The sequence below is a fragment of the Vibrio phycocola genome, from assembly GCF_053850235.1.
Window position 1 is genome coordinate 219954 of the sequence record NZ_JBSQDJ010000002.1, and the last position, 21363, is coordinate 241316.

21 protein-coding genes are annotated in these 21363 nt (G+C 37.3%); 5 read left to right on the forward strand and 16 right to left on the reverse strand.

All coding sequences use genetic code 11. The features are described 5' to 3' along the window. Window positions 1-71: 71 nt before the first annotated feature. A complete protein-coding gene (locus ACWU4D_RS04305) occupies window positions 72-701 on the reverse strand; it encodes a DUF2238 domain-containing protein (RefSeq protein WP_456050160.1) in 630 nt (209 codons plus the stop codon). Window positions 702-864: 163 nt separating this feature from the next. On the opposite strand from ACWU4D_RS04305, the gene ACWU4D_RS04310 reads away from it, so the two are divergent. Further along, window positions 865-1503 (forward strand): DNA-J related domain-containing protein, encoded by a 639-nt coding sequence (locus tag ACWU4D_RS04310; RefSeq protein WP_456050161.1) that lies wholly within the window; start codon window positions 865-867, stop codon window positions 1501-1503. A gap of 47 nt (window positions 1504-1550) precedes the next feature. Here ACWU4D_RS04310 and ACWU4D_RS04315 read toward each other — a convergent pair whose 3' ends face one another. The 3 genes from ACWU4D_RS04315 to ACWU4D_RS04325 form a co-directional block, all read right to left on the reverse strand. Further along, a complete protein-coding gene (locus ACWU4D_RS04315) occupies window positions 1551-3200 on the reverse strand; it encodes a P-loop domain-containing protein (RefSeq protein WP_456050162.1) in 1650 nt (549 codons plus the stop codon). 109 nt (window positions 3201-3309) lie between these two features. After that, entirely contained in the window at window positions 3310-5169 is a 1860-nt protein-coding gene (locus ACWU4D_RS04320; protein WP_456050163.1) for a putative bifunctional diguanylate cyclase/phosphodiesterase, read from the reverse strand. A 475-nt stretch (window positions 5170-5644) separates the two neighbouring features. Next, window positions 5645-6262 (reverse strand): arylesterase, encoded by a 618-nt coding sequence (locus ACWU4D_RS04325; protein ID WP_456050164.1) that lies wholly within the window; start codon window positions 6260-6262, stop codon window positions 5645-5647. Here ACWU4D_RS04325 and ACWU4D_RS04330 point away from each other — a divergent pair. Both ACWU4D_RS04330 and ACWU4D_RS04335 read left to right on the forward strand, forming a co-directional pair. Next, window positions 6261-6938, forward strand: coding sequence for an ABC transporter ATP-binding protein (locus tag ACWU4D_RS04330; RefSeq protein ID WP_456050165.1), 678 nt, complete (start codon window positions 6261-6263; stop codon window positions 6936-6938). The genes ACWU4D_RS04325 and ACWU4D_RS04330 overlap by 2 nt on opposite strands. Then, window positions 6939-9365, forward strand: a complete 2427-nt coding sequence (locus tag ACWU4D_RS04335; protein WP_456050166.1) for an ABC transporter permease — start codon at window positions 6939-6941, stop codon at window positions 9363-9365. Window positions 9366-9599: 234 nt separating this feature from the next. On the opposite strand, the gene ACWU4D_RS04340 is transcribed toward ACWU4D_RS04335, so the two are convergent. The 6 genes from ACWU4D_RS04340 to ACWU4D_RS04365 all read right to left on the reverse strand — a co-directional run bounded on the left by ACWU4D_RS04340 (window position 9600) and on the right by ACWU4D_RS04365 (window position 14349). Next, window positions 9600-9782, reverse strand: a complete 183-nt coding sequence (locus ACWU4D_RS04340; protein ID WP_456050167.1) for a hypothetical protein — start codon at window positions 9780-9782, stop codon at window positions 9600-9602. A gap of 455 nt (window positions 9783-10237) precedes the next feature. Then, window positions 10238-10723 (reverse strand): hypothetical protein, encoded by a 486-nt coding sequence (locus tag ACWU4D_RS04345; protein ID WP_456050168.1) that lies wholly within the window; start codon window positions 10721-10723, stop codon window positions 10238-10240. 105 nt (window positions 10724-10828) lie between these two features. Beyond that, entirely contained in the window at window positions 10829-11149 is a 321-nt protein-coding gene (locus ACWU4D_RS04350) for a hypothetical protein (protein ID WP_456050169.1), read from the reverse strand. A 115-nt stretch (window positions 11150-11264) separates the two neighbouring features. After that, complete coding sequence (locus ACWU4D_RS04355; protein WP_456050170.1) at window positions 11265-12332, reverse strand: helix-turn-helix domain-containing protein; 1068 nt, start codon at window positions 12330-12332, stop codon at window positions 11265-11267. Then, the gene (locus ACWU4D_RS04360) at window positions 12310-12465 is read right to left on the reverse strand and encodes a hypothetical protein (RefSeq protein ID WP_456050171.1); all 156 of its coding nucleotides are present in this window, start codon (window positions 12463-12465) and stop codon (window positions 12310-12312) included. Before ACWU4D_RS04360 ends, ACWU4D_RS04355 begins: the two co-directional genes overlap by 23 nt. Window positions 12466-14058: 1593 nt before the next feature. Then, entirely contained in the window at window positions 14059-14349 is a 291-nt protein-coding gene (locus ACWU4D_RS04365) for a hypothetical protein (RefSeq protein ID WP_456050172.1), read from the reverse strand. Between the two features lie 105 nt (window positions 14350-14454). Here ACWU4D_RS04365 and ACWU4D_RS04370 point away from each other — a divergent pair, with 105 nt between their 5' ends. Together ACWU4D_RS04370 and ACWU4D_RS04375 are read left to right on the forward strand one after the other, a co-directional pair. Further along, a complete protein-coding gene (locus ACWU4D_RS04370) occupies window positions 14455-15399 on the forward strand; it encodes a putative phage abortive infection protein (protein ID WP_456050173.1) in 945 nt (314 codons plus the stop codon). 1 nt (window position 15400) lies between these two features. Further along, window positions 15401-15811 carry a hypothetical protein gene (locus ACWU4D_RS04375; protein WP_456050174.1) on the forward strand — a complete coding sequence of 137 codons (411 nt, stop codon included), beginning with the start codon at window positions 15401-15403 and terminating at the stop codon, window positions 15809-15811. A 176-nt stretch (window positions 15812-15987) separates the two neighbouring features. Here the strand turns inward: ACWU4D_RS04375 and ACWU4D_RS04380 are convergent, their stop codons facing one another. The 6 genes from ACWU4D_RS04380 to ACWU4D_RS04405 all read right to left on the reverse strand — a co-directional run bounded on the left by ACWU4D_RS04380 (window position 15988) and on the right by ACWU4D_RS04405 (window position 20470). After that, a complete protein-coding gene (locus ACWU4D_RS04380) occupies window positions 15988-16860 on the reverse strand; it encodes a bacteriophage abortive infection AbiH family protein (RefSeq protein ID WP_456050175.1) in 873 nt (290 codons plus the stop codon). Between the two features lie 241 nt (window positions 16861-17101). Beyond that, complete coding sequence (locus ACWU4D_RS04385; protein WP_456050176.1) at window positions 17102-17380, reverse strand: hypothetical protein; 279 nt, start codon at window positions 17378-17380, stop codon at window positions 17102-17104. Window positions 17381-17603: 223 nt separating this feature from the next. Next, window positions 17604-17765 (reverse strand): hypothetical protein, encoded by a 162-nt coding sequence (locus ACWU4D_RS04390; RefSeq protein ID WP_456050177.1) that lies wholly within the window; start codon window positions 17763-17765, stop codon window positions 17604-17606. A 184-nt stretch (window positions 17766-17949) separates the two neighbouring features. Next, window positions 17950-18372: a PD-(D/E)XK nuclease superfamily protein gene (locus ACWU4D_RS04395; RefSeq protein ID WP_456050178.1), complete on the reverse strand. Its 423-nt coding sequence runs from the start codon at window positions 18370-18372 to the stop codon at window positions 17950-17952. A gap of 11 nt (window positions 18373-18383) precedes the next feature. After that, window positions 18384-18626: a hypothetical protein gene (locus ACWU4D_RS04400; RefSeq protein ID WP_456050179.1), complete on the reverse strand. Its 243-nt coding sequence runs from the start codon at window positions 18624-18626 to the stop codon at window positions 18384-18386. A gap of 1277 nt (window positions 18627-19903) precedes the next feature. After that, window positions 19904-20470 carry a tyrosine-type recombinase/integrase gene (locus tag ACWU4D_RS04405; RefSeq protein ID WP_456050180.1) on the reverse strand — a complete coding sequence of 189 codons (567 nt, stop codon included), beginning with the start codon at window positions 20468-20470 and terminating at the stop codon, window positions 19904-19906. Window positions 20471-21363 lie beyond the last annotated feature (893 nt).

Here is a 21363-nt window from a genome sequence, read left to right on the forward strand (position 1 = left end):
ACGTCATTAAGAAGCCCGCAGTTATCGCGGGCTTTTTTACGTTCTATTAGAGCGATAGTTAATTGTGACTCTTATTTTAGGAATAATGAAACATAATCTCTTGTCCAAAAGTTGGCTTTAACGGCAAACGGGATGAAAGCAAGAGCTAAGACTGCCCCCAGTGTATCGCATAGCATGTCTTTTTGTGCATCCCAAATATCCCCCTGAGAGCCCAAGAAAGCTATCCCAGCATCTCCGCCAGCAAGTACCGCATACCACCATTCAATAATCTCGTAGCCAGCGGCAAGGCTCATAATGGACAACAAACCCACAAGAGTGGCTAATTGTGTATTACAGTATTGTTTTCTGATTAAATATTCAGCGATGGGGAAGGCATAAAGCCCGATAGAAAAGTGCGCGACGCGGTCAAAATTGTTTCGCTCTGACCCTATTAGATTGTTGAACCAATCAAACGGCACTTCCGCAAAGGTATATCGAGCACCAATGGTATGTAAAGTAAGCCAAGCAAACATAAATAAGTAACTTGCGATACTAAATTTGAATGAGAAGCTGATTACCCAAACTAAAGAGAGTATGGCGAAAACAGGTATCATTTCAGCAAGCCAAACTTCCATCGATGCTGGACGCCAAAGTGAAAAAAGCACTAGCAACAGGAAACAACATGAGAAAATCGACAGTGGTTTGGGGACTCGTGAGAACATAATTCATCCAGCTACATCATTAAAATCTCATTATGCTACCCAATCGAACAATGTACAATTAATTTTTTGATCTTAACCTCAGATATTGCGTGTTATTGATTTGAACAGTCGACAAACTTAGACGATTGCAGTTCAATAGTGGGATTGCTAGGAGGCAATGTTGATGAGTTCGATCCAAGATACGATAGTGACAGAACAAGCGTTGATGGATAATCCTTTAGTTTGGCCTATCTTTGACGTGCTGCGTAGTGAGCCGAAAATTTGGAAAGTGCATACGCTCGCAGCGAAACTAAATGAACAGGGTTATATTTCCGATCTTGATGCGTCACCAGACCGAGATATGTTTAAGCGAAACTTTCTCATCATGAATGGCTTATACCAGCTTCAAGAGGCGCTGTTACCCGACAACTGGCTGCAAGTTAACTCGATGAATATTGTATTGTCATCTCAAGAATCTGCTACAGATAGTCAACGGATGGGTATTGATGTTGAAGACCCTTTACGTAGCTACTATACCGATTGGGCCAACTACGAAACATCAGATACAGAAGTAAAGCGTTTGTTGAATCAATTTTGGCAGCAGTACCGTGATTATGTTGGCTGTGGTCCAGCGCTCAATATGGACCGGACTCATGCGCTGAATCTTTTTCAGTTATCTTCCGACGCGAGTTTCTCAGATATTCGAAAACGTTGGCGAAAACTCGCTTTACGTTGGCATCCTGATAGAGATGATGGTGATGTTGAGCAGTTTAGGCTTATGTGTGAAGCTTGGCATGTGTTAAGACACAATGACCAAGCTTAATTCGCATTTGTACTCTGTCTATAGGCTCGTTGATAGAGAGGCATAGTTTAATTTGATAAGAACTGCGCTTTTCTCAATCGATTAAGCGCCGCTAAAATATCGATGCTTCTAGGTTTGGCAAGATCGCCATGTGGCGGCATTCTAGCGTACCAATCATCGTCAAGCATGGCTTCAAAGCAAGAAGTTGGTACAATATTTTGACCTTGTTGTACTAACTGGAACCATAGCCAACCTATTGCGTTAATTTCTTGGTTAGATTCAAGCTGCTCTAGTGCGGTTAAATCAATAGATTCAGCACCAAAACGGAGAAACTTCTCTCCTTTTGAAGATACGCGATATTTACCTTCCTTGAGCAACTTCTCTAGAGGATTAACTCGAATCGAACGGGCATTTGGAAAAGAGAGTTTCGCTTCACTTTCATTGGTACGCGTTGAAGGATGAAGCGCGACCACTTGTTTCGCTTTATCAGTGAGATCCAGCGCATTGTAGTCATGCATTTGAATGACACAATCTGCAAGATCCAAATAATCTCCCGACCCACCCATAACGATAATTGTCGATATATCTGCTTCTTCTTTTAGTTGACCGATTCTATCGACTAAAGGAGTAATGGGCTCGTCACCTTTGTTGACCAAAGCCTGCATTCTCTCATCACGGATCATAAAGTTGGTTGCTGAGGTATCTTCGTCGATCAAAAGTGTTTTTGAGTTTGCCTCTAACGCTTCTTGCAGCCAAGCAGCTTGCGACGTTGAGCCAGAAGCATCTTGTGTGCTAAAGCAGTGAGTATCACGCTTTAGTGGTAAATGATTGATATAATTTGAAATATCAAGCTCATGAACGCAGCGTCCATCTTCAGCTCGGATTTTTACAGCACTTTCATCTGTGACTACAAATTCACGACCATCTCCGGGAATGTGGTTGTAGATGCCTTTTTGTAACGCAGTGAGAAGTGTAGATTTTCCGTGGAAACCGCCACCAACGATCAAGGTTATCCCTTTCTTTATCCCCATTCCGCTAATTTTGCCATGATAAATAGAGTCGAGCTCTATTTGCATTGATTCAGGCGATTGAAAAAGGATAGCCTCTTTCATTGGCGTATCACTGTTACCCGATGTTCGCGGTAATAGACTTCCATTGGCGACAAAGGCAACTAGCTCATGTTGAGCAAGTTGTTCTCTTAGATAGGCCTGATCTTCAATGACTTCGCAGTGACGTTCGAGGGCTTCAATGTCCAATTCACGTTCGGAAGTACTACGGCGAATATATTTTGGTAAGTGAAAGGTGAGGAGGTTGACGGCTTTTTTACCTAAAATATCTCGTCCTTCAGCAGGCAGGTTTACGCGAAATCTAAGTTCGATACCTTCTTCAGTAAAAACGACAGAGGTACTATTTAGCACTACTTGTCCGCTGCTTGCCATTTGCAATGCATTGTCTCTATGGGCCAATTGAGCAAAATGACGAGCGATGTAATCTCGAGCTGCGATTTGGTACTGTTGCGATTTTTCTCTCAACCATCCAAGTCCACTCGGAGCCCATGGCTTTATGCTACGAAACCTCGATGATGAGGCATAAGGGTCTGCTTGGACATGATCAATGATTAGGGAGAAATCTCCAAATTCATACTGGCCTTTTATCTTCTGATAGGCGCGAAAGTTCTGTTTTTCTAATGGTTTAAGAATTGAGATTAAATGATCCATGGAGCCTTTCGCTGTTGTTGAACAAAAAAATTAGAGTAAATGAATACTCTAATTTTAAATTTGAACTGATTATAGCGAATGCAATGGAACTGGGGTAGTACAAACGTACTCAGTGACGCGTCCATGTTTGGCTAAAAGACGGATATTGATTGATTAAGCCATTTTCAAAATCGTCAGCGGGCATTGGATGACCATATAAGAAACCTTGGTTATAGTCACAGCCTTCTCCCATAAGAAAGGCTTCTTGTTCTTTCGTTTCGACTCCTTCAATAATCACCTTCAGCTTTAGAATTTTCGCAATTTGGATTATTGAACGCACAATTTCCCGATCGTCTTCACTATGTTCAAGTGGATGAATAAAGCTTTTGTCGATTTTTATGCAGTCAAACGGAAACTTTTTTAAATAGTTGAACGAAGCATATCCAGTACCAAAGTCGTCGAGTGATATTGTGACGCCAAGCTTGTGCAATACTTTTAGAGTGTCAGACGCTATATGTTCATCTGTGATTAAGCTGCTTTCGGTCACTTCAATCTCGAGGAAATGAGGTGGCAGTTTGTAATCCTTAAGTAGCTGCTTAACTTGCTCAACAAATCGAACATCTTTTAACTGTTTAGCCGAAATATTGACAGCCATCTTAAAGTCATTAATGTGGCCAACCCATTGGCTCGCTTTTTCTATCGCAGTTCTTAGAACAAAGCTCCCGACTTCAAAAATAAGACCATTTTTTTCCGCCATATGGATTAATGTTTCAGTGGATATATCGCCTAATGTAGGGTGACTCCAACGTAACAGGGCTTCTGCACCAGTCCAACGTTTACTTTTCGCACAAACTTTAGGCTGAAAATAAAGCATGAGATCTTCATTGCGAACCGCTTGCAGCAAATAATCTTCCAATTGATGGTGGTGAGATTGGGAGTCAGATAGTGCTTGAGAATGATAACAGTGACTTAATCCGGAATCTCGACATGACAACATTGCAGAGGATGCTTGATCAAGTATCTCATCGACGGATGAACTGTTATGTGATGTAGAAATCCCAATATAGCTGTGTAAATGGGTTACTTGATTATGAATATTAAAAACAGACTTGTTAATTGCTAGAAGCTGGGAACAAATTGACTCAACCTGATGATGGAGATTGTGAGAACGAACCAACAGCGCAAGATCGATGGAATTTGGGCGTGCTATTTTTATACCAGTGGTATTTTCCAGTATTTTTAGGCGATCGTGGTATTGAGTTAATACCGTTTCCCATTCTTTATAGCCAAATCGCGTTTGTAGGCTTTTGGCATTGCTAAATCCAATATGAATAAGTGCAAATGGTTGCACATTTTTTGTGTTGGAAAAGTGATTTTTTAACTCAACTTCTAAAGCGAATCGATTAAGAAACCCTGTCCCTGTATCGTAATATCGATGGTAATTGAGTTCTTCTTCGACACTTTTTCGTTTAATAATCTCTTGATTTAGCGCGTCGGTGACTAAGTTACATGGTGTATCTAGCGCCGTTGACAGTTCTTGCCCGCAACTAATCTTGAGTTGATTAATTTCTATCTCTTGTATTTCCATTTTCAATTGAGCTTCAATAATCAACTTATAGCTATTGAGAAGTAGGTAATGCGAATCTTGTAGTTGGTGCGGTTTATTATCAGCAATCAGTAGTAAACCAAATGGTTTTAGTTGAGGATCACACAAGGCTATGCCGCAATACCAAATGGATTCAGACTTTTGAATTATTTGACCTTCCATGAATTCGTTGCAGGAAGTTGGCGTTAGCGAATGGAAAAGAGCGTTTTTAATGTTCTCAACATCAATATAGTTAGTATCGCCGACTTGGTTAAGATTTTTACTGCGACAAATGATCTCTGTGCGCTCGTCTTGGCAGAGCACGATTTCGATCGTTGAAACATCCAAATAATCAGATATTGAATCGACAATAATGCGCCAGTTACCAAATAGTTTCTTCATCATGATTCGGTCACTGAATTATAACTAAAGCACGACGTGAACCTCTGAGAGCGTTTGCCTCAGAATAATGTACGCCAGTAGCTAAAGTGCCTGTTTTTGTTTCTATTACCTTCATCTTGCTCGAAATGTTTCTTTGAAAAATAAGTGGAAATATTAGCAAATATTCACATTTTAAACATCGCATATAAACATGATTATTAATAACCTCTCAAAAATGAGATGTATTTTTCATTTGCTACTTTGGAGAGAATAAGTCTTTCAGACGAGACATGAGGATATATATAATTTTGTTCAAGCTGATTTAAATAAAATATTATAATTTTCAGCTCGTTATGTTTAGAGATAATAAGTTACTTAATATGGTAGAACTCAGTCTGCGTTAACACTATTGTAAATCTTGGTAAATATCATTGAGTTAACGCAGTAAATATATTGTTGTAAACACTAGTAAATGCAAACAATTCCTATTGTCGTATAATTAATTAGTTGTCGAACTTTGGATTATAGGCGCAAGGTGTGTTGCCATAAATTGAGCAATCCATGGCTGGGCAAGCTCATTCGGGTGAATGCCATCTTGTTTCATCCAGCCAGGTTTTGTAATCACACCTTCAAGGAAAAATGGTATTAGGTTGATACTATTTTCTTTGGCCAATTCTGGGTAAAGATTCTTGATAGAATCGCTGTAGCGTTGACCATAGTTGGTTGGAATTCGGATTTGCATCAGAATTGGGGTTGCACCTGATTGCGCTACAAGGTCAATGATTTTCTGCAGGTTGTTTCGAGCAATCGAAGGGTTAAAACCTTGCAAACCATCATTCGCACCGAGCTCTATCAAAACAAATTGGGGTTGGTGATGACTGAGCAAAGAAGGCAGACGGATCACCCCATTGGCAGTGGTATCGCCTGATACGCTACCATTGATGACAGTAACAGGAGTATCGAGTTGTTCCATTTCTTCAATTAATAATGTTGGCCATGCTTTTTCAAATGCCATTTGGTAGCCGGCGCTTAAGCTATCACCAAGAATGAGAAGCGACGAACAGTGCGCTTGTGCTGATAAAATAAATAATGACATAAAGGAAATCAGTCGAATCATGAATTCTCCAATTATTGCAGTAAATTCAGTAAAAAAAATAGTCTCTACTAATGAAGAACAATTAACAATCATTTCTGATGCAAATTTTGAGATTTTTGCTGGAGAGAGTGTGGCGATAGTTGGGACTTCAGGGGCAGGTAAGTCGACATTAATGACGTTAATCTCCGGATTGGATACCGCGAGTGAAGGAGACGTCGCGATTATGGGTAAGTCGATGAATGCGATGGACGATGAACAACGTGCTCAGTTAAGAAGTCAGTCAATAGGGTTTGTTTTCCAAAGCTTTTTACTTATCCCTACCTTAAGTGCGTTAGAAAATGTGACATTGCCTTCACTTTTACGAGGAGATAATGAAGATCCAGTGCGAGCAACAAAATTGCTTGAACAGGTGGGCTTAGGTAAACGTATTCACCATTTACCTTCTCAATTATCTGGTGGTGAACAACAACGCGTAGCTATTGCTCGTGCTTTTATGCTTAATCCACAAATCTTATTCGCTGATGAGCCTACAGGAAACCTAGATAGCGCTACTTCAGACAAAATCATAGAGTTACTGTTCTCACTCAATCAGTCAAATGGAACAACCCTCGTGTTGGTGACTCACGATCTTGCGCTTGCTGCTCGCTGTGATCGACGATTACATATGGAATCTGGTGTATTGCGGGAGGTCGAATAGATGAACGCTTCACTAGCAAAAGCTTTATTCCGATGGAGCTGGAAAGAAGTACGCCAAGGTGACTTATGGCCTGTTTTAATGGCGATGATTTTGGTTGTCGCGAGTGTATTTGCACTTTCGTCGTTAGCGTACAGGATGGAGCAAGTCGTCATCAAACAAGGCAAAGATGCGTTGATGGCCGACATCGTTTTTGTTTCATCGAACCCTATTCCTGCAACACTGCTCGATCAGCTAGAAGAAAGGGACTTAACTTCAAGCTTAATGACTCGCTTCACCAGCATGATGTTTGTGGGTGATGAAATGAAGCTCGTGACGGTAAAAGCGGTAGAAAATCTTTTTCCGTTGCAAGGGAATTTAGTTCTTGATCAAAATGGGACGGAATTTTCTTCTGTTTCCTCAAGTCAGTTATGGCTAGATCCTGAACTAGCCGCGTCTTTAAAGGCTAAAACGGGAGAAGAAGCAGCCGTTGGGGATTTTGCCGCGAAGGTTTCCGGTGTCATTAGCGAGGAGCCTGGATTAAATTTCAATCCTTTCCGTCAACGACCCACCGTATTTATGCACGCAAGCGACATTGATAAAACTGGGGCAACACAAATTGGTAGCCGTGTTCAATACCGCCTTTTTATTGATGGTGATGCCGAGCAAATAGCATTACTCAAGCAGGGGGTGGAATTAGGACCGGGAGATGAATGGCGAGATACTGATCGGCGCAGTCGTACCACGGATATTTTTACCAAGACGCAGCAATATTTATCTCTGGTGGTCGTTATTGTGGTTCTCATGGCAAGTGCAACGCAGTTTTTAACCTGTCATCACTATGCGCAATCTCGTCGTAAAACAATCGCAATGCTGAAAAGTTTGGGAGCAAACAAACGTTGGCTTTCAGCGTGGTTATTAACACAAATTGCAATACTTCTTTCTGTGGCCATGGTTATTGGTGTCGCACTTGGGTTGGGTTTTGAATATATCTTACGGATTCCTATGGCGGATCTTCTTCCCGACCCATTACCTTCTCTTGGTGGCCAACCATTCACAGTGGCGATATTGACTTGTATTGCAGTCTCTATACCGGCAATGGGAATACCTATTTTACGTTTGATCAATCTACCTGCAATGGCGGTTATTCAAACGGTGCAGAATACACGATTTGATCCGAAGTGGTGGCTATTGTTGCTACCTACGATTGTGGTTGGATTGGTCGCGTACGGCAATAACCCGATAATATGGTTAATTATTCTCGCTATTGTCCTGCTGATTGTGTTGCTAGGGTGTATTAGTTTGGGCTTGTTTAAACTGATGGGTTATGTGACCGTGAGAGCACCTCTAAAACTAGCACTTAGCCGTATAAACCGAACCCCCGTAACTTCGGGGATGCAATTGGGATCATTGACCTTATCTTTGTTGCTCCTAACAACATTGTGGTTGGTGAAAAGTGACTTACTTTCTGATTGGAATCGCGTCATTCCTGAAAATGCGCCGAATGTTTTCGCATTTAATATTGCCGATCAGGACAAAGACGCGTATCAAGCGAAGTTACAAGGATTGGATTCTTCTCCGATGTTTCCTATCGCTCGCGGTCGTGTCACTCATATTAATGGTTCCGATGCCAAAGAATACGCGGGAGGAGAACAAACTAGTGACTCTTTGAGGCGTGAAGTCAACTTTACTTGGGCAAATGACCTTCCCGAATACAATGGGGTATTAGAAGGCGAGTGGGTTGGAAATGATGGGGTTTCTGTTGAATCTGAAGTCGCATCAGATCTTGGCCTAAAACTGGGTGATCGTTTAACTTTTGCGATCAATGGTCGCGATTTTAGTGCTAAGGTCAATTCTATTCGTCAGGTCGAATGGCGTGAAATGAAACCTAATTTCTACTTTATTTTTACGCCCGATGTGATGGCTGAGTTTCCAGCTACCTGGTTGGTGAGCTATCGAATCAGCGATCAGGAAAAAGAACGGCTGAACGAATTGTCAAAGATGTATCCTACTGTGAGTGTTGTGGATATGTCGTCGATGTTGGAGAAAATCCAAGGCTTGCTGAATCAGATAGTCTCCGCCGTTTCCATTTTGGCATTATTTGGTGTCGCTGCAGGGGTTCTGTTAATTGCGACATTACTGAAGCTAAGTTTGGCCCAACGAACTCAAGAGATGTCACTCTATAGAATCTTAGGGTCGAGCCGTAAAACCATCACCATGACGCTATGGGCCGAGTTCGGCGTAATGGCGCTTGTCGCAGGGTTGGTTTCCAGTATGATCTCTGACTTACTCAGTTCATTGATTATGCTACAAGTGTTTGACAGTGATCCTCAATGGCATATTGATCTTTGGCTCATAACACCTGTAATAACATTTATCTTATTGATTTTAGTAGTTAAAAATAGTATTTATAAGATGGTATCATCAAGATATCAACAGCCTTCGATCTAATCGTTCTGGATCTTTTCTCAGTTATCCACAAAATCAGTGGGTTATCTGTGCAAAAATCTATATGATTTTCTGTAAATGTGTTGGTACTAAAGGGCTTAGTATTTAAGTTTTTTTACTATAAGTCAATGTCAATAGATTATGATATTAATTGTTATATTAAAATGTATATTAGTCTGTAACTAGCAATACAAGTAATGAATCCTTCATCAAGTGAAGGATTTTTTTTTAACTTTTTCATGCAAGAAGTAGCTGAACTTCTCCAACAACTTTTTTACTAAAATTGTGTTCACACATTCTAAGCATTACACGCAAATCTTCTCTAAATACATCGTTAGGGTATGTCCCTGTGATTTCAGGGTTAGAACAAAGCCAATCTATAGCCAATCCGACCTCGCTAATATTATTATTATCGAACACGTTAAAAACTTTCGGGTGTTTTCTAAGCGTGAATATAAGTACATATAGTGCATTTTTTTTTCGACTTTTTTAATCCCTCTGTTTTTAAAATGTTTATGATTAGTTGTAGTAAATAACTTGTCATCTCTCATACTCCGTTTTTGTAAAATCTCGTACAAAAATACACCTCGTACAAATAACTTAAGTGTTAAAAGAGTATTAGATTTAGGGAGATAGATAAGAATAATCAACTTTTTAACTCCATGATTAACAGAAGTTAAATATTATTGCTTGCTTTGGGATTCTGGACAGCTTTCTTTATATTGTTCACGATAAGCTTTTTGAACCTCGTGTACGTCTTCTCCTGCTTCTGCATAAGTTAACGTAAAACTATCGTGTCGTTCTGATTCAAGTCCATAAGTCGGTACATGCAAGCTCAAATAGGTTGCAATCTCGGTAGGTGAGTAACCTGCGTGCTACAATTCAGTCACGGTTGAGGAATACCCTGTGGAAATTGTGTAATCCTCTAAGTGCTTTATACGAGATGGTTGAGTATCTGTGCATCTTGCGTGCGTCTTTGCACTTAGCCCTTCTTGACACAAAAAAGAGACTCTCTCACCGTTGACCCAAAATGACCCGTCACGCCACCTCACGAGATGAATACGTTTTTTACCAACTGCTGCTGATAAGTAAGGTATCAATCCTTCACAACCCTCAAGGCTCTTTATTACATTTCTATTACTAGCAATTTCCTTAAATTCCTTGATGAAGATGTTTAGATTACGTACATCATTTACTAAGTAGCTATTACAAAATGGATTAACAAAAATAGTCATGTAATCATCGATAAAGTATTTATCAGTAAATAGTCTAAATTTTTCTTTTTCATGAAAGGTAAGAGGTAGATTTTCTAAAGTTGATTTAATGCATAAATCTTTGCATATTATTTTGATATTACTCATTTATTTATTCCTAAATAGTAATGTTTACTTATATTTTCTGTAGGGTTAGGTGATATCTATATAATAAAAATTGAGTAATGATATAGACAGTTTTAAATGAAACTATTACAAGTCGAATTGAGTAGAATATATAAATAAATCAGGATTTTTTAATTCTAACTGTATATATTCTTCATGGATTGAATTTAAGTCCTCTTGAATTTTTTCAGTCTTCTCAATGTGGCGCTGCTGATAATATTCAACAAAGATAGCCCTATGCTCTTCATTCCAGTAGCTTGTATTATCGTCATAGAACAGACCAATTTCGTTAGTCGTTTCATTCCACCATTCGGGGGTTAATCTTTTGTTTAATATGTATTCTATTTTTCGGATTCGTCTTTGGACTAGATAAAGTTGTTGCAGGTTTTTTGTAGTATATGTTGTCATTAATTTCCTTCCTGTTTGTTTAGATGTGCTCAATCCCACATTAGAAATAGTGTGATTGCTATGTTATGAGTTTTATTTATTATTGGTGTTGAAATACACCAAGGTTATGTATTATTTAGAATGGAATGTTATTAGACCCGTTTAAACAATCGTCATTAAAACAAAATCCGTGAGAATCTATTTCTAAACCACATTCACTACAAGTATTTTTAGTTGGTGTTGCAAGTGGTAATTCTTTTTCTTCAACCTTTGTTAGTATATTTAAGATTGAATCTATAACCTCTTGTGAGGGGTTGTAAGCCTCCCAATCAAGTTTATATATAATAGAGATATATTCGTTTAATGTTTCTTTATCAAGCTCACCTCGGGCGATAGGGGCAGCATAATAACCGATTGAAGTGATACCTAAATCATTAATATTTATAAATGGATTGATAAAAGGTTGTAGTAGAGTTTTATCACCTTGTGGTTCTTGTTGTACCTCTTGTACTTGTTCAACTTCTGAGAAAACAACTTCCTGACGTTCTTCTGTGAAGTCTTCATTTTGTGTTGAATTAGCTTTCTTAGAGAATATCAGCTTCGGAGTCTCAACATGGGTTGGTTGATCTGCTGCTGTGAAGTACTTTTTACGTGTGTCAGTCTTAAAGGTTGTGTAAGGTTCATATTCTCTAAAGTAAACGTTCTTACTTCTAGCTTCTTTAACGAGCTTGAGTTCTTCCTCTAGTTTCTCACAAGAGTTAATTTCAAGAAGCCCTTCAAGTTTTTTAACTTCTGCATTATTACGTCCAAGGTTGGCACCCCTAACACGATCAAACTCTTTCTTAGCTTCACGTTTACGTACAAGAGCTTTTTCAAAAGCTAATACTTCTGGTGTCTTCTCAGCCTCGAACCCTTTCCATGTATATACCTTTGAGTTATCCATACGTTGTTCAGAAGAGATGTAATTTAGGTCTTCTAATTTTTTAAGTGCGCGGTCGATGGCGCTGAGACCAAATGAACTTTTACTAGATAATGTTGCTCTAGAAGGTGATGCTTTAAATACGCCTTTATTACCTTCGTCATTTAAATAAGATGATAAGGTTACCAATACAGCTTTCTCAGTACCTTTCAATTCAGGGTTAGTAGATTGAATAATTTCGTTAGTAATATCGAACTGAGTTTTATTTGATTTTTGATTCTTCATAAATTTTATCCTTTGGGATCTGGTTGTAGTGGGCTAGTAGAATTGCTTTTACTAATTTAGTTGGTTTGATGTCATTGTCTCTACAGTCAGGAAACAACAAGTCTTTAATTTCAGCGTCTAATGTCATTTTCATATTATATTTCCCATGTAGTTATGAGTTCAAAATGTCTCTGAGGATTATTACAAGCAGTTCAAACACTATTTATTCTCCTGAATATTTAAGTAAATTCTATAAAGTTCGATTGCAATCGAGAGGTCAATAACTTCTGACCAATTTTTTACTTTCTGTCGTCTGTACTTAGTCATTAATACAGATTTTATATTTGCCCCACCATTAACCAACTTGGAAAAAGTTAATTGTGTAAGAGGTGGGTATTTAGTTATGTTTATTTCATTGAGCATTAGTGTTCCTTTTATTTGTTTTTATTGTCTCCGTGGGGATGATGTTTTACACCACCTGTAATAACGGGTATTTGTTTCATCCACAGCAAATAACCACCGATCTGTTATTCCTTTTAAAAAGGCAGATAGTGAAAGTGGCAATGCAATGGATTGTATGAAGAGGCATTTAAGAAGAGATTGCAGAGTAGAAGAAGGTATTCGTAACTTTCCTTACCCTATACTTATATTATCTCATTTTATGTGAACCAAGTCAAGGTTTATTTGTTGTTTTGAGCAATTAATTGTTGCTTTTGTAGTTTAACTGTGGTTACTGTTGCCATTATAGCAGCTGGTAGGGGGTAGGTTCTATACCTTCAGAGTTTATACCTCTAAAGAGTTTTATAACGGATATTAATTTTAATATAAAGAGGTTTTAATAAGAGAATGTTAAGGTTAATTCTGTTTATGTTTTGATTATTAGCATAATATAAAATATAGTTAAGTTTCGTTAACCACGTTCACCCCTAAGCCCCTCTGAGAGCTACTAGGTTAATACACCTAAGCAAATACACTAGTATAGTTACAACACCTCTCAGAGAAGCATAGAGAGCTACCTGTATTACAGGTGATGTAAATATCATCCTGAAGAGATCATGAGAGATTTATATAGTAATAACAATAATAGTTCCAACACAATAATAGTTAGATGAACACAAGTATTAAGTGAGGTACGAGCTTAGTCTTGTCATGTGAATCTTATTAGTATGTATTATAGTAAAGAGTAAACACACTGGTGACGTCAGTCACAAAATAGATATGTTATACAATAAACACAACAACACAATAATAATAGAAGTTACTATTTTAAGCGAAGCGGTTATACAGTGACTTAAACAATGTTTATATAATAATGCGTAAGCATTGAGAGAATGTATTAGTGTAAAACTATTATAGTGAGCGTGAGCGAATGCCTTTAAAGAACTTAATATATAATAAGATCTAAAAAGAAAAAGGTTTTAGCTCTTGACCTTGCTCTTATGAGTGAAGAATGAACGAGTAGTTTAATAGTAATATAGTGTTTAAGTAAGACCTCTATTAATTATTTAAGAACTATTATTGTTTTAGACTACTTAATAAATATTAATATAAAATCTATTTTCTTTTTCTCTTTTAAGATCTATATGTTTTTTATCTTTACTATAATGGTGTGTTTTGGTGGAGTACTATAGGTACGGAGACCTATTTACTTTGTTAGGCTTCCGGAAAGAATATACCCTCTATTCGGAGAGAACATAGCCATTCTTCTTAACTGTATTCTTTCCGAAAGAAGGTTTGCTACTTGGGTCTACGGAAATACGAAAATACTTTCATCATCTTTCATCAACCATATATCAGTAACATTAATTTTTGATTTAATCAAAAGCTCTGCAGGTTTTCTTTTATCTGATCTTGGGAAAGTATTGGCGTTGGGTTCAACTATGTTAATGAAAGCATCTATCAACCATAAATTCTTTGTAGCTTCTTCTTCTTCTTCGAGAGCGCCTAAGATATGCTCTCTTTTTGATAGATCTAATATCGGTCTCGTTGATTGCTCGTTCCCATTAATTATGTAAAAAAATTCTAATTTCGGTTCCATTTTCTTTATATCCTCATAACTCAAAATGAATCAATAGATTAAACCTCTTGCATATGTAAGTATATAATGACGTTCAAATATTAATCTACAGGCTAGTGATTATATATGCCTATATCTAAGAAGTTCAAAGCATGTAAAACATCGATCAATCGAGTTCTAAGCACATCTATAGAATCAGATAGTGTTGAAGATGACGTAAACAGGTCAATTCGTTTTGCAGCAGGTTTTATTACATTTGTTGTTGTTGGCTTTATTTTCTGGTTCTGGGTGATTAACAAACAAGAGTTATCTGTTGATAGTACCGTATGGGGTGCATTCGGTGACTTTGTTGGTGGGATACTAAACCCAGTGATTGCATTCCTAGCTTTCTATTGGTTAACACGGTCTGTTCTGATCCAGAAGAAAGAGCTATCAGAAACACAGAAAGTATTAGCACAGACAGAAATAGCGACTGCAGCACAAGCAAGAACCTTGGAAAAGCAAAGGTTTGAGAACTCTTTTTACTCATTGTTAGAGCAAATGAATAATGTTGCTTCTGAGCTTAAAGCTAATGACGAACGTCGTAGTGATCGTAAGTCAAAGCTCAAGATATTACATTCCAGTATCTTGGCTAAACTTTTGGTTAACGACGATATAACTATCGAACAGCATCTAAAGAATACCAATAAACATATGCTAAAAAAATCTAAGTTCTGTAACCATTATTTTCGGGTTATTTATCATCTTTTAAAATTCATACTCATCAACTTTGAATCTGGACATTCAGTAGCTTTTGAACAAGCACTAAAAAGAGACTTAACAGAAGAAGAAAAATTCTATTCAAACATTGTAAGATCTTTTTTAGATAACGAAACTATTCAACTATTAGCAATAAATTGTATCTGTGAAGAAGACTCTGATTTCTATAAATATCGCCAGTTACTAGAACGATATGAAATGTTAGAACATGTTCATTTTGAAGCAGATTGGATGGAAGGAGTTTATTCGTTGTATGATTCAAAAGCGTTCGGTAAAAATGACGGATTCACTAAATTTAGTGCGAGGAATTAGCATGTCAGGCGGTCAAGATAATGTGGTATGGGTGATACTAATCGGTCTAGTTTTAGTTGTTGTCTCGTGGATTGCTCGATCAGAAAATGAGAAGAAACTATCAGATCCAAATGATAATACAGTAATCGATCTAGATGATCTCACTCATGTATCAACCCTTCAACCTAATGGTAAATACTTGGTTCGCCTATTACGTCAAAGTGGGAACTTGCAAAAAGAAGACCAGATATTCGATTCACACATAGGCGCAATTAAAGCGGCTGTTACAACATTTAAGAGAGCTAAGATTGAATTTGCATGTATTAATCGTAATACAGAAGTAGAGTTTTTCTTCCAGAGGCCATACCACCATCACGGGGGTAAAGCAGAAGGTAAAAAGGTGGGTAGGGTAGAGATCTATAAGATTGAGTAAAATGAAAGTTGTATATTGAGGTGTACTGACTCATATTCGATTTGAACGTTTTTGGTCGTCCTCCCGATATCTAAACAACTCATTTTGGGATATTTATGATTTACGATCTAGCTACACTCTAACTTTTTACATTATTTCAAGAATGACAGCTAAATATTCTAATTCACAACAGCTTTCTAAAGTGGATATTGTTGAACGAGCTTCTCATAGATTCCTACGCTTAAATTGTTTGTTGGAACGCCGATGCCTTCGAGTATAGATCTGTGTTTAATAGCCTCGGTTGGGGTGTATGAGTAGCACTGCCAGATAGCATCTGGAAACTGGTTTACAATACTCGAAAAATAAGGAAGGTCTATTTTATTGAGTGAATGGCCAATCACGGTAATCACTGATATGTCGTTATAATTCGTCAACCAAGGGTTAAGCTCGCTTCTTACAATATCATTAACAGGTTTTTGAAAAGCTTCTAATATTTGCAAACCATTATTAATTGCTACAGTTTCGTAGGAGGCTTCCTCGGCATTTGGATAAATTACTTCTTCTGAGTGTCCAAAAATCAAAGAATTTGTTTGCCGTACGCTACCGTGAATATGATAAACATTCTCCTCAGGGATTTCGTAAATCTGTTGTAATGTAGATGTATAGTTGAAGCTAATGAATTGAGTTGCCTCTGGGAACGTTATTTTCTGTCCTGAGCTTGTTAAGTTTATTCCATTGATCCATTCAGTAAAGCTACTGGTTATATATTGGACAGTATCGTGACTAAAATTCTCAACAGCGTCTTCTAAACCATACATTTGTTTCGTTGGAAAATCATCCCCAGAGAAATCTATAAAATTATTTTCTGCTATCAAAATAGATACATCAAACTGACCTAGTACATTTTCAAAGTCACTCCAAAGATCTTCTTTTTGCAAACCACTTGAGAAGTAGTGCTCGATTTGATCGAGGTATCCACTATGTTGCTTATAAAAATCTTGGTAACTGGTGGGTATTTTATGCCACAAGTCAAAGCCATTACCGATGATAAATAAATGATTTAATCTCACGGAAGTTCCTCTGGTTATATTCATATGTAGCTTATTGAAAGGTAGAGAATCAAACATTCATACACAACAGGTAAATAAAGCGGTTATAAACGATAAATCAAAGCGAGTTGTAACGAAAATGGGGGGAGAACCCTTTAACTCGAACTACTGAATCAAGTCATTTCCGGACAAAAACGAGTTTGGCTCATTGTCAAATCATTAGCCCTATATTAGCAATATATGTTGAAATCTTATGCTTTTGTTAGGTAAGTGACAGAAAACCAGTTGTTCGCAATTTATCCCAATATTTCTGGTGTATTGAAATGCTTACTTGTCGGAGTTGTTCGATATCAGCGCCATTATTTAGATTTATGCTAATTATATTATTATGTTCAGTAGCACTTTCGACTATATCGAGATTATTAAGATCATCAACGAAAGAGGCAACGTACATTGGAAAGTCCTCTTTTTCAGGCATAAATGGGCAATCTGCTCTTATATCAGATTCAGTAATTTCTCTAAGACCTAATTTATAGTTCATCGCTAACCTTTTACTTTAAAGTGAGTACATATTATTGATACGGGAATTTTATCTAACTGTTGAACTCTCGTTCATTTTGTCACCTTCTTATTAATGGTATTTTCAACGGTATCTTAATTCTCTAGAGGCTATAACTTTCTCAAAAAACATATTTCATGGGTATTTGTACAGATTATCTCTGATGACAAAAGAGGGCATATCACTAATGTTGGTTCAAAGTGCTTTACCTGTTTTTAAATTCTTTGTAAGTCTCAGGTTCATGTTTCTTAGCGGTTTCCAACATATTGTCGTAATTTTCTTGAACAAACGGCTCCTTGGGATTTTCGCTTAAGCGTTTAAATGCGTCTCTAACATTTAGCCAGATAATTGAAAATACATTATTCATTCTGTATACCCCTATCAACGATTTATACATCTTTAGCTTCACTTAAAGTAACAGCGAACGCTTGATGCTGTGAAAAGTAAGCTTACCTATTATTTTTTGGGAATTTTGTCGAACGACTCCATCGAAAAACCTGCCAGTACGAAACTTATCCAGAACTGACAGGTTGATTTAGTAGTCTATCTAGTTATGCTGCTTTATCATTCAGACATCGTTCAAGATAGCTCGCTAACTTATCGATATCTAAAGCATGGAGCACCGGAGCACTTTTTTTGTGCTCATTCAGGAAACACACAGCCCGATTCATTTTTAATAACTCTACGCCACCACAAACAACAATATAGTGATCATGGTTTGTTCGAGCTGCATCAAAAGGAATATAGGCAAGCTTATCAATAGCTGTTCCAGAAACTTCTTGAAACCTCGCCAAAATCTGAATAGTGCCGTTAGGTGTATAGAGAAGAAAATTTGCGTAATCGTTCTTTTCCGAAAAAATACTTGGATACTTTACATTTCGTTGGTAAGTGGATGGTTTTTCAGAATCATTTTCTTTAAAGCCTAGTCCTTCAACGATACGTTGAGTATCTTTTAATAAATCAGTCCTACTCATAGTAATAACCCTCATCTTTTTTTAACGGATTGTGAAAGTACCGAGCCAGCAAGAGTCTTAGTTTTACGACTATATTTATTGCTTTTGAGTACTTGAGAAGCTTTATCTTCAAGCTCTGTACCAGTTTGCTTCTTAGTTGAAGACTGAGCCAACACAAATCCTGCAAGAGACTTAGCTGTTTTTGATGCAGATGAATCCTGCAACGTTGCTGCCGCTAAAGAGGCAACCTGATTTGAAGTTTTCTTAGTGTTCATAACTTTTCCTTTTGGTTAACACTGTATGAAAATTCAGGTTGCGAAGGTGTTTCACTATGTATACCATCTTAAGACACGACTCAAAAAATGTAGTATACAAAGCTGGTTGTCTTCGCAATCACTTTTACACTCTTTCCCCTAATTTTGTTAGGGGTTTTTCTCACGTCATATTCATATTTCCTCTCTTTTGTTTCAGGTTGAAATTTAAACTTTCTATTCAATTAAAGCTTAGGGTTAAGCGCTGCATTTTGATTTAGATCAATTAATTTTACCTAGTGTCTATAATTGAACAATTTATGGAGGTTTAAAACTCCATACATTCAGAGTAAACACAATATATAGTGTTTTTTGTTAATGAAGATAGAATATATCGTCATTTGGTAGATATCAAGTAACAGTTTTTTGCTATCTTGAGAGAGGAATGAAAAACGTTAGTAGCTACTTACGAGCTATTACATAAAGAAATTGAGCTCAAAAAATGTACAGCTTAATTTTGGTATATTTTTAACCACTACAAAAAAATCGTTCCTGAATCTATATTTCAAGACTCGCGTGATGGTTTATCAGAAAAGCATTACTACTCGGCTGAGTAAAGACTTGAATAGCATACGCCTCGAGTCAGCTAGAATAACAAGTGGTTTTGAGAAAACCGTAAAATTTATGGGATCAATTTAAATTGATCAGAGATTTTAGCGCCACTGGCTGCAAGGTGACTGTTAGCAATAGTGCTTAACAAAATCCGCACGCTCACCACATCAACACCCCACCAAATTTTTAATATTACTGCCGCATTTACTAGATAATTTTGTAATGACTAATAATTCACTTAAAATGAATAAATAAATCGCAAAGGGAATACATGCACTGAACATCTGATTAACTATGAACAGTGTTTTATTGGTGGGTGTATAACAACTGACGAATTAATAATTGATACTGGAACAGAAAGCCTTTGTAAGCTCTATGTCCCTTTAGGGATGAACTACGTTCACCTGCAAGCAGGCACCCTCGTGTGAGGGGTTTTAGTTGGATAGTTAAGTCAGTGTATAACAAAGGCGTAGCACATCTAAGAGGGCTTTCAGGGGCTTGTTTAATACAAGTATAAAAAGAGTGACACTAAAGCTATCAGGAAGGTTGTTGTTATCCACTTTAGGGTAAACGTTTATTCACTCCTGATAGGAGGCATGATAGGAGGCAGGCAACAAAAAACCGTCACGATGGACGGCTACAGGGGGTAGGGGAATCTATATAAAATTAAAAGCTAATAGTACTATTACTCAAAAACTAATAGACGTTATAGCTTCGTCAATATCATCTTGTTCAATACCAATATAACGTAAAGTCTCTGCACTAGATCTATGCTGCAATACACGCTGTACCATAGCCAAATCGTTATTAGTCGTGTAGTAGTGATAACCCCAAGTCTTACGGAAACTATGTGTACCCACTTCAACATTGATTACTTCTCCTGCCTCCTTCAACACCCTAGAGATATACTGTCTTGATACAGGCTTCTGAGAGCTTCTTGAACGGTTTGAATCACCAATGAATAGGAATGTATCACTACTAAGAGGCATCTGCTTTAATCTACGCTGTATAACGTTTTGAGCACTCTCATTCAATGGAAAACGGTCAGTCTTATTCGTCTTCTTTGCGGTGAACTCTATATAACAACCACATTCGCTAATATTGTCTTTATGCAGGTTCAAGAGGTCAGATATACGCAATGGAATATTGAAGCCTAACCTTACAACGTCATACACAACAGAAGAGTAATTTTTCTCTATAAACTTCAATAATAGAACTACATCATTTTTATCTTTTATCGCTTGAACAGTATTCATAACTAGCCCCTTTAATATCCCTAATAATTGGTTTCACTTCCTTCAATATAATACATTTGTGTCAACTAGGAAAGGTATATTTACATAAAGTCTATATGTAATAAGGGATTTCTAATTGACACAATCCGATTGAGTAAACTAGAAGTGCCTCTTATGAGAACTATTCTCAAGTATCACCACTAACATGTGTTGGTTATATGGGACTTGACTATAACAGTATAATAGCCCCTGTAAGCTCCTGTGGGGCGTTTTAAGGTAGCATTAGTATGATTGTATAGGTAAGGTGCTTAGAGTGGCTTGTAGGGCTTATTATGAGAGGTGGTGTTATACATCATCCCAAGAGGACACACGATGCTTATTATCATAAGTGATATGAATATCATCCCAAGAGGACACACGATATTTTACACGCATCGTGAATTTATATTCGGGGGGTGGGTTACTGGGCTTGATGGCTCAGTCTCTCATTTCTACTATTTTGTGTAATTAGTGTTCCCTGCGGAATTATTCCCCCTCAGATATTTTCATTCTCAGTACAGATATTTTACTTCTGAATAATCCAACCCCAAATTTAATTTTAAATGTCACTCAGAAAATTTTTAAGAGTAATAATTTAAAAAGTTAGTCATCTAGTAACGTTACTATAGTCAATTCTATATATACCAACGTTCCTCTTAACTTTGAGCCTAGATTGAATATTATTTAATAGGTTTTATCTATCAATATTGCCCTTTCTTTACCTATTGTTTTAGTTATCCAATTGATAACAGTTCTCATTTGTGATATAATATAACTAAGGGAATTACTCAATCCTGCCACTAGATTGGCAATTGTACGTTTTTTAATCAAAATATACCCTGCCAGTGGCAGATTGATAGTAAGTATATGATTTA

Coding starts and splice junctions, on each gene's coding strand:
- ACWU4D_RS04315 (WP_456050162.1), bottom strand. CDS start 3,200: ATGGATCATTTAATCTCAATTCTTAAACCATTAGAAAAACAGAACTTT.
- ACWU4D_RS04395 (WP_456050178.1), bottom strand. CDS start 18,372: ATGAGTAGGACTGATTTATTAAAAGATACTCAACGTATCGTTGAAGGA.
- ACWU4D_RS04350 (WP_456050169.1), bottom strand. CDS start 11,149: ATGACAACATATACTACAAAAAACCTGCAACAACTTTATCTAGTCCAA.
- ACWU4D_RS04365 (WP_456050172.1), bottom strand. CDS start 14,349: ATGGAACCGAAATTAGAATTTTTTTACATAATTAATGGGAACGAGCAA.
- ACWU4D_RS04305 (WP_456050160.1), bottom strand. CDS start 701: ATGTTCTCACGAGTCCCCAAACCACTGTCGATTTTCTCATGTTGTTTC.
- ACWU4D_RS04355 (WP_456050170.1), bottom strand. CDS start 12,332: ATGAAGAATCAAAAATCAAATAAAACTCAGTTCGATATTACTAACGAA.
- ACWU4D_RS04330 (WP_456050165.1), top strand. CDS start 6,261: ATGAATTCTCCAATTATTGCAGTAAATTCAGTAAAAAAAATAGTCTCT.
- ACWU4D_RS04320 (WP_456050163.1), bottom strand. CDS start 5,169: ATGATGAAGAAACTATTTGGTAACTGGCGCATTATTGTCGATTCAATA.
- ACWU4D_RS04370 (WP_456050173.1), top strand. CDS start 14,455: ATGCCTATATCTAAGAAGTTCAAAGCATGTAAAACATCGATCAATCGA.
- ACWU4D_RS04385 (WP_456050176.1), bottom strand. CDS start 17,380: ATGAACTATAAATTAGGTCTTAGAGAAATTACTGAATCTGATATAAGA.
- ACWU4D_RS04345 (WP_456050168.1), bottom strand. CDS start 10,723: ATGAGTAATATCAAAATAATATGCAAAGATTTATGCATTAAATCAACT.
- ACWU4D_RS04390 (WP_456050177.1), bottom strand. CDS start 17,765: ATGAATAATGTATTTTCAATTATCTGGCTAAATGTTAGAGACGCATTT.
- ACWU4D_RS04325 (WP_456050164.1), bottom strand. CDS start 6,262: ATGATTCGACTGATTTCCTTTATGTCATTATTTATTTTATCAGCACAA.
- ACWU4D_RS04335 (WP_456050166.1), top strand. CDS start 6,939: ATGAACGCTTCACTAGCAAAAGCTTTATTCCGATGGAGCTGGAAAGAA.
- ACWU4D_RS04310 (WP_456050161.1), top strand. CDS start 865: ATGAGTTCGATCCAAGATACGATAGTGACAGAACAAGCGTTGATGGAT.
- ACWU4D_RS04405 (WP_456050180.1), bottom strand. CDS start 20,470: ATGAATACTGTTCAAGCGATAAAAGATAAAAATGATGTAGTTCTATTA.
- ACWU4D_RS04375 (WP_456050174.1), top strand. CDS start 15,401: ATGTCAGGCGGTCAAGATAATGTGGTATGGGTGATACTAATCGGTCTA.
- ACWU4D_RS04360 (WP_456050171.1), bottom strand. CDS start 12,465: ATGAAAATGACATTAGACGCTGAAATTAAAGACTTGTTGTTTCCTGAC.
- ACWU4D_RS04400 (WP_456050179.1), bottom strand. CDS start 18,626: ATGAACACTAAGAAAACTTCAAATCAGGTTGCCTCTTTAGCGGCAGCA.